The organism is Myxococcus faecalis (assembly GCF_050039385.1).
Taxonomy (GTDB): Bacteria; Myxococcota; Myxococcia; order Myxococcales; family Myxococcaceae; genus Myxococcus; species Myxococcus fulvus.
Genome location: NZ_CP144336.1, coordinates 10290165 through 10306475 on the forward strand (window position 1 = coordinate 10290165; position 16311 = coordinate 10306475).

Below are 16311 nucleotides of genomic sequence, written 5' to 3' on the forward strand. Positions count from 1 at the left end.
ATGCACGCTCCTTATCGAATCCTGAATGACGCTCTCCGTGTGCGCGCAGTTGGAGAGTCGTCGCGCCAGCCGCTCTACACGTTCCTGGGAGAGTCGGACGGCGACGAAGCCGCGCTGACGGCGTACGAGCTGGATCGCCAGGCGCGGCGGATTGCCGCGGTGTTGCAGTCCCGTGGCGCGGTGGGGCAGCGCGTGCTGCTGCTCTATCCGCCAGGGCTCGACTACCTCGCGGGTTTCTTCGGGTGTCTGTACGCGGGGGCGGTGGCGGTGCCCGCCTATCCCCCGGACCCGACGCGCCTGGAGCGCACCCTCCCCCGCCTGCGCGCCATCATCGACGACGCGCAGGCCACGGTGGTGCTCACGACCTCGGGCATCCTGGGGCTCGCGGACTTCGTGTTCGAGCAGGCGCCGGACTTCCGGGCGCTCCAGTGGTTGTCCACCGACGACCTGCCCGAGGGCCCGGAGGACACGTGGAAGGAGCCCGACGTGGGCCCCGACGCGCTGGCGTTCCTCCAGTACACGTCCGGCTCCACGGGTACGCCCAAGGGCGTGATGTTGTCCCACGCGAACCTGCTGCACAACCTGGGGCTCATCTCCGGGGCGTTCCAGGTGCGCCGCGACAGCGTGGGCGTCATCTGGCTGCCGCCGTACCACGACATGGGGTTGATCGGCGGCATCCTCCAGCCGCTGTACGGCGGCTTCACCGTGACGCTGATGTCACCGATGTCGTTCCTCCAGCGCCCCATGCGGTGGCTGGAGGCGGTGTCCCGGTTCCGCGGGACGGTGAGCGGCGGACCGAACTTCGCGTTCGAGTTGTGCGCGCGACGGGCGACGCCGGATGAGGTGAAGGCGCTCGACCTGAGCGCGTGGGAGGTGGCCTTCTGTGGCGCGGAGCCGATTCGCGCCGCCACGCTGGAGCGCTTCGCGGAGGTGTTCGCGCCCGCGGGCTTCCGTCGCGAGGCGTTCTATCCCTGCTACGGCCTGGCGGAAGGCACGCTCATCGTCACCGGTGAGGAGAAGGGCCGCGTGCCGCGCGTGCATCATCTGGAGGATGCGGCGCTGTCGCGTGGGAGCGCTGTGCGGGTGGCCCCGGATGCGGCGGGGGTGCGTGCGCACGTGAGCTGCGGCGCGACGCTGGCCGAGCAGCGCCTGCTCATCGTGGACCCGGAGACGCGGGTGCCGCGCGCTCGGGGCGAGGTGGGTGAGATCTGGGTGTCCGGTGGGAGTGTCGCGCAGGGGTACTGGCGCAAGCCGGAGCAGTCCCGGGAGACGTTCCAGGCGCGGCCCGTGGGTGCCGAGGATGGGCCCGCGTTCCTGCGGACGGGGGACCTGGGGTTGCTGCTCGAGGACGAGCAGCTCGTCGTCACGGGGCGCCGCAAGGACCTCATCATCCTGAGGGGGCGCAACCTGTACCCGCAGGACGTGGAGGCGGTCATCGAGCGCGCGCATCGACGCGTGCGGCCCGGGGGCGTGGCGGCGTTCGGGGTGGAGACGTCGGAGGGCGAGGCGCTCGCGGTGGTGGCCGAGGTGGCGCGCGAGCTGGCCGAGTCGAAGGACGCCGAGGCGCTGACGGCCGTGGCGGATGCCGTTCGCCAGGCGATTGCGCGGGAGCTGGAGGTCCAGCCGAGGACCGTGGCGCTGCTTCCGCCGGGCGCCGTTCCGAAGACGTCGAGCGGGAAGATCCAGCGTTACGCGTGCCGCGCGGGGCTCGCCTCGGGCGAGCTGACTGTGTTGTGGCGCTCGGACCTGGGGGCTCCGTCGACTCCGGCACGCGATGCGCCCTCTGCGCCGACGCGCGACGACGTGCCTTCCGCGTCCGGTGTGCCCTCGACTGGAGACGCCGCGTCGTCCGCGTCCGGTGTGCCCTCTGCCGGAGGCGCCGCTTCGTCCACCATCGCAGCGTCGGGCGCCACGGGGAGAGCGGATGCGAGCGCCTCGACCGTGCCTTCGCACGGCGGACCCTCCCTCAATGAATCGGGTTCTGTCAGCCGCACGGACGCGGGCTCTTCGCTGGCGCGGGCAGGTGCGGTCGCCGCGTCGTCCTCGGTGTCAGCAGCGGAGCTGGAGCGTGCGCTGCGCGAGGAGATCTCCGCCGTGCTGGGTGGGGCATCGTCGGCACTCGACGCGGATGCGCCGCTGACGCGATTGGGCATGGATTCGCTCGGTGCGGCGGACCTGCAGTCCCGCATCGAGAAGCGCCTGGGCGTACGGGTCTCCGCGGCCACGCTGCTCCAGGACGTGAGCCTCCAGGGCCTCATCTCGGAGGTCCTCAAGGCCGGCCAGGGCGGCACGGATTCGCGTCCGGGGCCCGTGGCCCGGGGCGGACCCGGCACGGGAGACCACCCCGCGTCCTTCGCGCAGCAGCGCCTGTGGTTCATCCAGCAGCTCGATCCGGCGTCGACCGCCTACCACATCCCCCTCGCCTTCTCGCTGCGCGGTCCGCTCGACACGCAGGCCCTGGAGCGCGCGCTGAACGAGCTGGTCCGCCGCCATGATGTCCTGAGGACCACGCTCATGGCGAAGGACGGCGCGCTCACCCAGCACGTCCACGCCCCTGCTTCCGTCACCCTCGAAAGGGTCATCGCGGATGCGGACGATGTCGCGGACCGGGCCTCCGTGATCGACGCGGTGGCCGTGCGCGATGGTCAGCGCCCCATGGACCCCGCGACGGGTCCGTTGCTCCGCTTCACCCTGGTCCGCTTCGCCGCCGAGGACCACGCCCTCGTGGTCTCCGTGCACCACCTGGTCGCGGATGGCTGGTCCATCGGCTTGATGGCCCGGGAGCTCGCGACCCTGCTCGTCGCGTTCACCCAGGGGCACCCGTCCCCGCTGCCCACGCCCACGCTCCAGTACGCGGACTTCGCGGTGTGGCAGCACGAGCACCTCACCCCCAAGGCCCTGCGCAAGGAGCTGACGTGGTGGAAGCAGGCGCTCGCGGAGGCGCCGTCCCTGCTCGCGCTTCCCACGGACCGTCCTCGCCCCCAGCGCCTGTCGTTCCACGGTGCCCGCCGCTCACGGCTGCTGCCCGCCGCGCTGATGACGAAGCTCCACGCGCTGGGCCGCCGTGAAGGCGTCACCCCGTTCATGAGCGTGGTCACCGCGCTGTCCACCGTGCTCCACCGCTGGAGCGGACAGTCCGACTTCGTGCTCGGCTCCGCGGTCTCCGGCCGCGAGGTCCCGGGCATCCGCGCGCTGATGGGCGACTGCACCAACTTCATCCCCCTGCGCGTCCGCCTGCCGGCCGAGGCCACCGTGAAGGGGCTGCTCTCCGCCGTGAAGCAGAGCACCCTGGGCGCGCTCGCGCACTCGCATTGCCCGTTCGACCACGTGCTCGCGGCCGTGCAGCCCGGCTCACAGCGGCGCGAGCTGTACAACGTGGCCTTCGTCCTCGACGACTACGACATCCCCCGTGACCTGTCCGTGGGCCAGGGGCTCACGCTGGACGTGTCGCTGCTGGACAACCGCACCACCGAGCTGGACCTCACCTTCGAGGCCGTCCACCGTCCCGAGGGCCTGCTCATCGGCTGCAAGTACGCGGCGGACCTCTTCGACGCGGAGACCATCGACCGCCTGCTGGGCCACCTCGAGGTCGTGGTCGGCGCGATGGCGGAAGCCCCCGAGCAGCGCATCGCCGAGCTGCCCCTGATGACGGAGGCCGAGCGTCAGCACGTCCTGCACGCCTGGAACCCCCGCGCCGACGCGCCGAGCGACGGCACGCTGGTGGAGCACTTCGAGGCGCAGGTGGACCGCTCACCCGACGCCATCGCCGTCACCTTCGAGTCCACGCGCCTCACGTACCGTGAGCTGGACGGACGCGCGAATCGCCTGGCCCAGGTGCTGCTGCGCCACGGCGTGGGCCCGGATGTCCTGGTGGGCGTGTGCCTGGAGCGCGGGCTGGAGCTGGTGGTGGCCCTGCTCGGCATCCTCAAGGCCGGCGGTGCCTACCTCCCGCTGGACCCGTCCTACCCCCGCGAGAACCTCGCGTTCATGCTGGAGGACGCGCAGGCCCCGGTCCTCATCACGCAGTCCTCGCTGGAGGACCGCATCCCCGCGCAGGGCAGCGCGGCCGTGATTCGGATGGACACGGACGCGGACGTCTCGGGCTCCGCCCCGCGTCCGCCGCGCTGCAATGCGCCGAGCGACCTGGCCTACGTCATCTACACCTCCGGCTCCACGGGTCGTCCCAAGGGCGTGATGGTGCGCCACGACAACGTCGTGCGCCTCTTCACCGCCACGGATGCGTGGTTCCACTTCGGGCCCGAGGACGCGTGGACGCTGTTCCACTCGTACGCGTTCGACTTCTCCGTGTGGGAGCTCTGGGGCGCGCTCCTGTACGGCGGCCGACTGGTGGTGGTGCCGTACTGGGTGAGCCGCTCGCCCGAGGCGTTCCACCGACTGCTCGCCGACGAGCAGGTCACCGTCCTCAACCAGACGCCCACCGCGTTCCGTCAGCTCATCCACGCCGAGCAGCAGGCCGCGGCGCGAGGACCGGTCGCGACGCTGTCCCTGCGCTACGTCATCTTCGGCGGTGAAGCGCTGGACATGGCCGCGCTGCGTCCCTGGTTCGAGCGGCACGGCGATGAGCAGCCGACGCTCGTCAACATGTACGGCATCACCGAGACCACGGTGCACGTCACCTACCGTCCCGTCCGGATGGCGGACGTGGACCGCCCGTGGTCCAGCGTCATCGGCCGCCCGATTCCGGACCTCCAAATCTACCTGCTGGATTCCTCCGGACAGCCGGTGCCCGTGGGTGTCCCAGGTGAGATTCACGTGGGGGGCGCGGGCGTGGCGCGCGGCTACCTGCGGCGCCCCGAGCTCACCGCCGCCCGCTTCGTGGAGGACCGCTTCGGCGCCGTGCGTGGGCGCAAGCTGTACCGCGCGGGCGACCTGGCGCGGCGCCTGGCCAACGGGGACCTCGAGTACCTGGGCCGCATCGACAACCAGGTGAAGATCCGCGGCTTCCGCATCGAGCTGGGGGAGATCGAGTCCGCGCTGAGCACCCACCCCTCGGTCCGCGAGGCGGTGGTGATGGCCCGCGAGGACTCGCCCGGGGACAAGCGGCTGGCCGCGTACGTCGTCCTGGGCGACCTGGACACCTCGGCGAGCGTGGAGCAGACGGCGCAGTGGAAGGCCGTCTACGACGAGACGTACACGCAAGGTGAGCGCAGCGAGGACGCCACCTTCGACATCTCCGGCTGGAACGACAGCTACACCGGAGGCCCGCTCCCGGCGCCGCAGATGCGCGAGTGGGTGGACACCACCGTCCGACAGATCCTGTCCCTGCGTCCCCGACGCGTGCTCGAGCTGGGCTGCGGAACGGGGCTGCTCCTGTACCGACTGGCCCCCCGCTGCGAGGCGTACTGGGGCGTGGACTTCGCGCGCCCCGCGCTGGACCGCATCGAGCGTCAGAAGGAGCGGCTCGGGGAGTCGCTGCGCTCGGTCCACCTGCTGCACCGCACGGCGGACGACCTGTCGGGCATCGAGCCTCGCTCGTTCGACACCGTCATCCTGAACTCCGTCATCCAGTACTTCCCGAGCGGCGACTACCTGCTCCAGGTGCTCAAGGGCGCGGTGGCGGTGCTCAAGCCCGGGGGCCGCATCTTCCTGGGCGACGTGCGCAACCTGGAGGTGCTGGAGGCCTTCCGCGCCTCGGTGCGGCTGCACCGCGCGCCTCCGAACCTGTCCACCGCGCAGCTCCAGTACCGCGTGCAGCGCGACGTGATGGCCGAGGAGGAGCTGGTCCTCTCGCCCACGTTCTTCACGTCGTTGACCACGCGCCTGCCCGGCATCTCCCGCGTGGAGGTCCTGCCCAAGCATGGCCGCTACGACAACGAGCTGAGCCGCTTCCGCTACGAGGTCATCCTTCACGTCGGCGAGGCCACCTCGCTCCCGCGCCCCGATTGGACGGACGGGAGCCAGCTGTCGCTGGAGTCGCTGCGCCAGAAGCTGGAGGCCCAGCCGACGATGCTCGCGGTGCGCGGCCTGCCGAACGCGCGCATCCTCGATGACACCCGGCTGGTCGACCTGCTGTCCGGCTCGGGTCGCCCGCCCCATGTGGCCGCGCTGCGCGAGGTGCTCCGCGACTGGCCCGGTTCGCGCGGCGTGGAGCCGGAGGACCTCTACGCGCTGGGCGGAGTGCTCGGCTACGACGTCAAGGTGAGCTGGTCGGGCGCGCACTCGAACGGTGCGCTGGACGTGGTCTTCACCCGCACGGGCGAGCCCGCGCTCTTCGACCTCTCGTCCGAGGAGGACCCGCGTCCCGTCTCCGCGCTGGCGAACGACCCGATGCGCGGGGCCCGGAGCGCGCGTGAGCTCGCGCGCATCCGTCAGGCCCTCACGGAGCGCCTGCCGCCGCACATGGTGCCGTCGGCGTTCGTCGTGCTGCCGTCCCTGCCGCTGACGCCCAGCGGGAAGGTCAACCGTGGCGCGCTGCCCGCGCCGGAAGCGGACCGCTCGGTCATCGAGGACGAGTACCTGGCGCCGCGGACTCCGATGGAGGAGACCGTCGCCCGCATCTTCTCGGAGGTGCTCGGCCACTCCCGCGTGGGCGCGCGCGATGACTTCTTCGCGCTCGGCGGGCACTCGCTGCTCGCCACCCAGGTGGTGACCCGACTGCGCGCGCAGCTCGGCGTCTCCCTGTCCCTCCGAGCCCTCTTCGAGGCCCCCACCGTCGAGCGCCTCGCCGAGCGTCTCGCGCCCCTGCAGGGTGCGCCCGCGGAGACACGGCCGGAGCCGCTGCTGGAGCGCATCCCGCGCACGGACGAGGCCCTGGCGGTGTCGTTCGCGCAGCAGCGCCTGTGGTTCCTGGAGCAGCTCCAGCCGGGACAGGCCGCGTACAACATCCCCGTGGCCCTGCGGCTGTCGGGACGTCTCGATGTCGAGGTCCTCCGCCGCACCTTCGCGGAGGTGGTCCGTCGGCACGAGCCGCTGCGCACCACCTTCGCCACCCAGGACGCCCAGCCGGTGCAGCGGGTCCACCCCGCGCCGGACGCCTGGGCGCTGGCCGTCGAGGACTTGAGCGCGCTCGAGCCCTCCGCGCGAGAGGCCGCGGTGAAGCAGCGGCTCTCCGAGGAGGCGCATCACCCGTTCGACCTGGAGCACGGCCCGCTGCTGCGCACGGCCCTGCTGCGGCTCGGCGCCGAGGAGCACCTGCTGTCGCTGTGCATGCACCACATCGTCTCGGACGGCTGGTCCATGGGCGTGCTGGTGCGCGAGGTGGCGCTGCTCTACGCGGCCTTCTCGCAGGGGCGTGAGTCATCGCTCCCGACGCTCCCGGTCCAGTACGCCGACTACGCGGCCTGGCAGCGGCGCGTCCTGGAGGGCGACGCCGCGAGGACCCAGCTCGAAGGGTGGCGCACCCATGTCCAGGGCACTCCCGTGTTGGAGCTGCCCACGGACCACTCGCGTCCCGCGGTGCGGACCTCGCGCGGCGCGACGCGGTTCTTCTCGTTGCCGCAGGCCCTGGTCTCCCGCCTGGAGAAGCTGGCCCAGGCCGAGGGCTCCACGCTGTTCATGGTGCTGCTCGCGGGCTGGCAGACGCTGCTGTCGCGCTACTCGGGCCAGACGGACTTCAGCGTGGGCACGCCGGTGGCGCACCGCTCGCGTCCGGAGCTCGAGGGCCTCATCGGCTTCTTCGTGAACACGCTGGCCCTGCGCGCGCGACTGGAGGGTGACCCGACCTTCCTGGAGCTGCTGGGCCGGGTCCGCGAGGAGTCACTCGCGGCCTTCGCGCACCAGGACGTGCCCTTCGACAGCCTCGTCGAGGCGCTGGGCGGCGCGAGGGACTTGTCCCGCACGCCCGTGTTCCAGACGGTGTTCGTGCTCCAGAACGCGCCGCTCCAGCCTCCGTCCCTCCCGGGCCTGGGCGTGGAGCTGCTGCCCACGGCGACGGACACGTCCAGGTTCGACGTCACCGTCTCGCTGATGGAGCGCCAGGGAACGCTGGACGGACAGCTCGAATACAGCCTGGACCTCTTCACCCCGGACACGGCCGCGCGACTGGTGGAGCACTTCCAGCGCTTGCTCCAGGGAATCGTCGAGGACTCGCGCAGCCGGCTCTCGGCGCTTCCGCTGATGTCCGAGGCCGAGTGTCGCCAGGTGCTCGTCGACTGGAACGACACCCGCGTGGCCGAGGCCGCGCCCGAGACCACGCTGCACGCGCTCGTCGCCGCGCGGGCCCGGGCCAACCCTGACGCCGTGGCCGTGGAGGCCGGGGCGCAGGTGCTCACCTACGGACAGCTCGACGCTCGCTCGAACCAGCTGGCCCGGCACCTCTTGTCCCTGGGGTTGGGCACGGAGCCTCGCGTGGGCCTGTGCCTGACGCGAGGGCTGGAGCTCATCGTGGGCATGCTCGGCGTCCTGAAGGCCGGGGGCAGCTACGTGCCCATGGACCCGACGTGGCCCGAGCAGCGACGGGCCCATGTCCTCGCGGACGCGGGGCTCTCCTCGGTCCTCACCGTGGACGCCTTCTCCGAGGTGCTCCCGGCCCGCTCGCGTGTCCGGCTGGACTCGGACTGGAGCGTCATCGCGCGCCAGTCGGCGGATCCGGTATCGCTCCCGGAGAGCGCGGACCAGCTCGCGTACGTCACGTACACCTCCGGCTCCACCGGCCTGCCCAAGGGCGTGGCCGTCTCGCATCGCGCGGTGCTCCGGCTGGCCCAGGGGCTGCGCATGGCGACAGGGCCGGAGGACATCGTCCTCCAGGTCTGCGCGCCCACGTTCGATCCGCACGTCTTGGAGGTGTGGACCACGCTGACCTTCGGCGCGCGGCTCGTCGTCTACCCGGCACATACGCCCGAGGTGGCGGAGCTGGCGAGCCTCATCATCGAGCGCAAGGTGAACGCGGCCGTCCTGGCCACGGCGCTGTTCGACGTCATGCAGCAGCACCAGCCGGAGGCCCTGGCCCAGGTGCGGCGACTCGTGGTCGGTGGCGATGTGCTGCCCGCGCCTCGCGTCCAGGAGCGACTGGCGCAGGGGCGCTCCATCACCAACGGCTACGGTCCCACCGAGGCCACCGTCGCGGCCACGCAGCACACGCTGAACCCCGGTGACGTGCCGGGGGACTCCATCCCCATCGGACGCCCGCTGGCGAACACGCAGGTCTACGTGCTGGATGCACACCTGCGTCCGGTGCCCGTGGGTGTCCCGGGTGAGCTGTTCATCGGCGGCCCGGGGCTCGCTCGGGGTTACCAGCATCAGCCCGCGCTCACCGCGGAGCGCTTCGTGCCGCATCCCTTCGCCACCACCCCCGGCGAGCGCCTCTACCGCTCGGGCGACCGGGTGCGCTGGCGTCAGGACGGGACGCTCGAGTTCCTGGGGCGCATCGACTTCCAGGTGAAGGTGCGCGGCTTCCGCATCGAGCTGGGCGAGGTCGAGTCCCTCCTGCGTGCCCACGCCGGAGTCGCCGAGGTCGCGGTGGTGGTGCGAGAGGACGCGCCCGGCGACAAGCGCCTGGTGGCCTATGTCGCGCCCGCCACCGTGGACGTGGAGGCACTGCGTGTCCACCTGCGGAGCCACGTGCCCGAGTACATGGTGCCGAGCGCGTTCGTCACGCTCGCCACCCTGCCCCAGACGTCCCACGGCAAGGTCGACCGCAAGGCCCTGCCCGCGCCGCACTTCACGTCGGGCGCGGCGGACTTCGAGGCGCCCCGGACTGACTTGGAGCGACAGCTCGCGGACCTCTTCCGCGAGGTGCTGCGCGTGGAGCGCGTGGGCCGACAGGACGACTTCTTCCTGCTCGGTGGCCACTCGCTGCTCGCCACCCAGGTGGTGACGCGCCTGCGCGCCCGGCTGGGGACGTCGCTGTCCCTGCGCGCGTTCTTCGAGGCGCCCACCGTGGCGCGGCTCGCCGAGCACCTGTCCGCCGCGTCGCCCGTGACCGAGCTGCCGCCCCTGGTGCCCGTATCCCGTGACTCGGGCGCGCTGGAGCTGTCGTTCGCCCAGCAGCGGCTGTGGTTCATGGACCAGCTCCAGCCGGGCCTCGTGGCGTTCAACATGCCCGCGGCGCTGAGGCTGCGCGGACCGCTCCAGGTGGACGTGCTCCGCCGGGCCTTCCGCGAGGTGGCTCGACGACACGAGTCGCTGCGCACCACCTTCACGGCTCGCGACGGAAGCCCCGTGCAGCGCATCCACGCCGCGCCCGAGCACTGGGCGTTGGAGGTCGAGGACCTGAGCGCGCTGGAGCCCTCCGCGCGTGAGGCAGCCTCCGAGCGTCGCATCGTCGAAGAGGCCCACCGACCCTTCGACCTGGAGCACGGTCCGCTGCTGCGCACCGCCCTGCTGAAGCTGGGCGCGCGGGAACACATCCTGCTGCTGTGCATGCATCACATCGTCTCGGACGGCTGGTCCGTGGACGTGCTGATCCGGGAGATCGCCGAGCTGTACACCGCGCTCCTGGAGGACAAGGCGCCCGTGCTGCCGGAGCTGCCCGTGCAGTACGCGGACTTCGCGGCGTGGCAGCGTCGGGTGCTGGATGGAGCGACGGTGGGCGCGCAGGTCGAGTGGTGGCGCTCGCGACTCGAAGGGGCTCCCGTGCTGGAGCTGCCCACGGACCACTCGCGGCCCGCGTCGCGCAGCTACCAGGGCGCGATGCACGCCTTCCGTCTGCCCGCGGACCTCGTGACGGGGCTGGAGTCCCTGGGGCGCGCGCGGGGCGCGACGCTCTTCATGGTGTTGATGACGGGCTGGCAGGCGCTGCTGGCGCGGTACTCGGGACAGCGGGACTTCACCACCGGGACGACGGTGAGCCACCGCGAGCGGCCCGAGCTGGAGGGGTTGATCGGCTTCTTCGTCAACACCGTCCCGCTGCGCTTCCAGTGGCACGAGGACCCCACCGTCGCGACCATGGTCCAGCAGGTCAAGGATGTGGCCCTGGCCGCCTTCGCGCACCAGGACGTGCCCTTCGAGCGGGTCGTCGAGGCCCTCGGCGGTGAGCGAGACCTGTCCCGCACGCCGCTGTTCCAGACGCTGTTCGTGCTCCAGAACACGCCCATGCGCGCCCCGTCGCTGTCGGGTGTGCAGGTGGACCTGCTGCCGAGCGCGACCCGGACGGCGCGCTACGACCTCACGCTCTCGCTGATGGAGCGCGACGGCGCGCTGGAGGGACAGCTCGAGTACAGCACCGACCTCTTCACCGAGGCGACCATCCGCCGGATGGCGGACCACCTGGGCGTGGTGCTCGGGGCCCTGGCCCGGGGCGGCGTGGAGCAGCGGCTCAGCCAGCTCCCGCTGATGCGCGACGAGGAGCGCGAGACGCTCCTTCGCACGTGGAACGACACCCACGTGGACCTGCCGGCCGTGGCGACGATTCCCGCGCTGTTCGCCGCGCAGGTGGCGCGGACTCCGTCGGCCGTGGCGGTGGAGTTCGACGGTCAGACGCTCACGTACGCGCAGCTCGATGAACGCTCGAACCAGCTCGCGCACCACCTGCGCGCCCTGGGCCTGGGCGTCGAGTCCCGCGTGGGCGTGTGCCTGCATCGCGGGCTGGAGATGGTCGTGGGGGTGCTGGGCATCCTCAAGGTCGGCGGCTGCTACGTGCCGCTGGACCCGTCGTATCCGGCGCAGCGCCTGGCGTTCCTCTTCGAGGACTCGGGCGTGGTGGCGGTGCTCACGCAGTCCTCGCTGGAGGACGAGCTGCCCGCGGGCTCGCAGTTCCTGGTGAGCCTGGACTCCGAATGGAACGCCATCGCGCGCCGGCCCACGCACGCGGTGAGCGCGGACCTCGGTCCGGACCACCTGGCGTACGTCTCGTACACGTCGGGCTCCACGGGGACGCCCAAGGGCGTGGCCATCCCGCACCGAGGCGTCATCCGCCTGCTCACCGGTGCGCGCTTCGTGGACCTGGGACCCAAGGAGGTGGTCCTCCAGCTCGCGCCCTTGGCCTTCGATGCGTCCACGCTGGAGCTGTGGGGCGCCCTGCTGTTCGGCGGTCGGCTGGTCATCTACCCGCAGGCGACGCCGGACCTGAAGGAGCTGGGCGAGGCCCTGGTCCGTCACCAGGTCTCACTGCTCTGGCTCACGGCGGCGCTGTTCGACCAGATGCAGCAGCATCAGCCGGAGGCGCTCGCTGGCGTGCGTCAGTTGCTCGCGGGTGGCGACGTGCTGCCCGCGCCGCGAGTGCGCGAGCGACTGGCGAGTGGCCAGGGGCTGGTGAACGGCTACGGCCCCACGGAGGGCACGACGTTCACGGCCTGCCACCGGATGTCCCCGGGTGACGACGTGGGCCTGTCCGTGCCCATCGGTCGCCCCATCGGGAACACCCAGGTCTTCGTCCTGGACGAGTCGATGCAGCCCGTGCCCGTGGGTGTCCCGGGCGAGCTGTTCATCGGTGGCGATGGCCTCGCGCGCGGCTACCTGGGCCAGCCCGCCCTCACCGCGGAGCGCTTCGTCCCCCACCCCTTCTCGACGACGCCGGGGGCGCGGCTGTACCGCTCCGGGGACCGCGTGCGCTGGGCCGAGGACGGCACGCTGCGCTTCCTGGGCCGCACGGACTTCCAGGTGAAGGTGCGTGGCTTCCGCATCGAGCTGGGAGAAATCGAGGCCACGCTCCGCGCCCACGCGGGTGTGGTCGAGGCCACGGTGGTGGTGCGCGAGGACTCGCCCGGCGACAAGCGCCTGGTGGCCTACGTGGTGCCGGAGTCACTGGAGACGGGCGCGCTGCGTGAGCACCTGCGGCGTCAGCTGCCGGAGTACCTGGTGCCCACCGCGTTCGTCGCGCTCCAGGCGCTGCCCCTGTCGCCCAACGGCAAGGTGGACCGCAAGGCGCTGCCCGCGCCGGAGCTCGGCTCGACGACGACCGTCTCCGAGGACTCCCTGCCCCTCCTCCAGCAGCAGCTCGCGGCGCTGTTCCGCGAGGTGTTGAAGGTGGACCGGGTGGGCCCGGACGACGACTTCTTCGAGCTGGGAGGCCACTCGCTCCTGGCCACGCAGCTGGTGACCCGGGTGCGCGCGCTGCTGGGCGTGGACCTGCCGCTGCGCGTGTTGTTCGAGGCCCCGACGCTGGCCGGCCTCGCGCGACACCTCGAGGAGCTGATGCTGAAGGCGTCCCGGACGCAGATGCCGCCGCTGGTATCGGTGGCTCGCGACGAGGCGTTGCCCCTGTCGTTCGCGCAGCAGCGCCTGTGGATCCTGGAGCAGCTCCAGCCGGGACAGGCCGTCTACAACGTCCCCGTGGCGCTGCGGATGACGGGCGCGCTCGACGTCGAGGTGCTGACGCAGACGTTCGCGACCCTCGTGCGCCGTCACGAGGTGCTGCGGACGACCTTCGGTGCACGGGAGGGCGTGCCGTTCCAGCGCATCCAGCCCGCGCCGAAGCAGTGGCTGTTGCCCGTGGTGGACCTGAGCACGCTGCCGGACTCCGCGCGTGAATCGGCGCTGCGTGCCCGGATGTCCGAGGAGGCGCATCACCGGTTCGATCTCCAGAGCGGACCGCTGCTGCGCACGGTGCTGGTGCGTACGTCCGCCTCCGAGCATGTCCTGCTGCTGTGCATGCACCACATCGTCTCGGACGGTTGGTCCATGGGCGTGCTGGTCCACGAGGTGGCGTCCATCTACGAGGCGCTCGCGGAGGGCCGGTCCGTGCCCCTGCCCGAGCTGCCCGTGCAGTACGCGGACTTCGCGGCATGGCAGCGCGAGTGGGTGAAGTCGGAGGGCATCCAGACGCAGCTCGAGGGCCTGCGTGCCCGCTTCACTGGCGCACCCGCGCTGGAGCTCCCCGCGGACACCGTCCGTCCGGCGACCCGTACGATTCGGGGAGGCAGCCACTTCTTCACGCTGCCGCCGGAGCTGGTGGCGGAGCTGGAGACGCTGGCGCGGAAGGAAGGGGCCACGCTGTTCATGGTCCTGCTCGCGGCGTTCGAGGTGCTGTTGTCCCGCTACTCGGGGCAGCAGGACTTCTGCGTCGGCAGCCCCGTGGCGCAGCGCACCCGGTCCGAGCTGGAGCCGCTCATCGGCTTCTTCGTCAACACGCTGGTGCTGCGCGCCCGCGTGGATGGCAACCCGACGTTCAGCGAGCTCGTGTCTCGCGTCCGAGAGGAGTCCCTGGCGGCGTACGTCCATCAGGACGTGCCGTTCGACCAGCTCGTGGAGGCGCTCGGTGGCGAGCGCGAGGGCCGCAGGTCCCCGCTCATCCAGGTCATGTTCGCGCTCCAGAACGCGCCCATGCAGCCTCCCGCGCTTCCGGGTGTCCGCGTGGACGTGCTCAAGACCACGACGAACACGGCGCGACTCGACCTCACGATGTCGATGATGGAGCAGCCGGATGGCGGGCTCGATGGCGCGCTGGAGTACAGCCTCGACCTGTTCTCGGCCGCGTCCGCCGAGCGACTGGGACAGCACTTCCGCGTCCTGCTGGAGGCAGTGGTTCGTGATGCCCGGAGCCCCATCGCCGACCTCCCGCTGATGGGCGAGGAGGAGCGGCAGCAGGTGCTGGTGGGGTTCCAGGGACGCACGGAGGCGTACCCGAAGGAGGCGACGCTGCACGCGCTCATCGAGGCGCAGGTGCGACGCACACCGGAGGCGGAGGCGGTCCGCTTCGAGGGAAGCACCCTCACCTACGCGCAGCTGGATGCACGGGCCAATCAGCTGGCGCACCACCTGCGGACGTTGGGAGTGAAGCCGGGGGTGCTGGTGGGGGTGTGCCTGGAGCGCTCGCTGGAGTTGGTGGTGGCGCTGCTGGGGGTGCTCAAGTCGGGAGCGGCCTACGTGCCGTTGGACCCGGCGTACCCGAGGGAGCGGTTGGCGGGGATGCTGGAGGACGCGGACGCGCCTGTCCTCGTCACGCAGGAGAAGCTGAAGTCGGTGCTGCCGACGACGGGCGCGCGAGTGGTGAGCCTGGACGGCGGGTGGGCCGAGGAAACCCGAGAACCGGTGGGGTACCCCGGTTGTGAGGCGGAAGCGGACTCACTGGCGTACGTCATCTTCACGTCCGGCTCGACGGGCCGTCCGAAGGGGGCGATGAACGCGCACGCGGGCATCGTCAACCGACTCTTGTGGATGCAGCAGGAGTACGGGCTGACGGCAGCGGACACGGTGGTGCAGAAGACACCGTTCAGCTTCGACGTGTCGGTGTGGGAGTTCTTCTGGCCGCTGCTGACGGGGGCGAGGTTGGTGGTGGCGAAGCCGGGAGGGCACCAGGACCCGGCGTACCTGGCGAAGCTGCTGCGGGACGAGCGAGTGACGACGGTGCACTTCGTGCCGTCGATGCTGCGGGCCTTCCTGGAGGAGCCGGGCATTGAAGGGCTGGGCCACCTGCGGCGGGTGGTGTGCAGCGGCGAGGCGCTGACGGCGGACCTGGTGACGAAGGCGCACGCACGGCTGCCGTCTGGAGCGGAGGTGCACAACCTCTACGGCCCGACGGAGGCGGCGGTGGACGTCTCGTACTTCCACTGCTCGCGAGGCACGCAGCGCACGAGCATTCCGATTGGGCGTCCGGTGGCGAACACGCGGCTGTACGTGCTGGACGCGCAGGGCCAGCCGACGCCGGTGGGAGTGCCCGGAGAGCTCTTCATCGGCGGTGTGCAGGTAGGCCTGGGGTACTGGAGGCGGCCGCAGCTGACGGCGGAGCGCTTCGTGCCGGACTTGTACTCGCAGGTGCCCGAGGCGCGGCTGTACCGCACCGGGGACGTGGCGAGGTGGCTGGCGGACGGGACGCTGGAGTACCTGGGCCGCTCGGACTTCCAGGTGAAGCTCAGAGGCTTCCGGATTGAATTGGGAGACATCGAGGCGGCGCTGCTGTCACAAGCCTCGGTGCGAGAGGCCGTGGTCCTCGTGCGCGAGGACTCCCCGGGCGACCAGCGCCTCGTCGCCTACGTCACCCAGTCCACTCCGTCCGCCGACACGAGTGGATTGAAGGACTTCCTGTCGACGCGCTTGCCCACCTTCATGGTGCCCTCGGCCTTCGTCGTCCTCCCGGCCTTCCCGCTGTCCCCGAGTGGGAAGCTGGACCGGAAGGCGCTCCCGGCCCCCGTGGCACCCCCGACCCCGGGAGGCCCCGCCGTGCCCTCCGCACCCGAACGTCTCACCCCCTTCCAGCAGCGCGTCGCCACCGCCTTCCGTGAGCTGCTCCGCGTCGAGCGTGTGGGCCTGCACGATGACTTCTTCGCGCTGGGCGGACACTCGCTGCTCGCCACCCAGCTCGTCTCGCGCCTGCGCACCACGTTCGGCGTCGAGCTGCCCGTGCATGCCCTGTTCGACGCGCCCACCGTGGCCCGAGTCACGGAGTTGGTCGAGGAAGGGATGCTGTTCCGCGACGCACCGTCACAGGTGCCCCCGCTGCGGCCCATCCCGCGCGATGGCGAGCTGCCGCTGTCG

Annotated in this window: 1 protein-coding gene (cut by a window edge); it reads left to right on the forward strand. The window is 71.5% G+C overall.

Annotation, left to right across the window (positions count from 1 at the left end):
- Positions 1-16311: the 5' end (the start) of a non-ribosomal peptide synthase/polyketide synthase gene (locus tag VZQ01_RS41010; RefSeq protein ID WP_426746362.1), read on the forward strand. 27336 nt of this gene lie beyond the right edge of the window; the window shows 16311 of its 43647 coding nt (coding positions 1-16311); the start codon lies at positions 1-3; its stop codon lies off the right edge, out of view.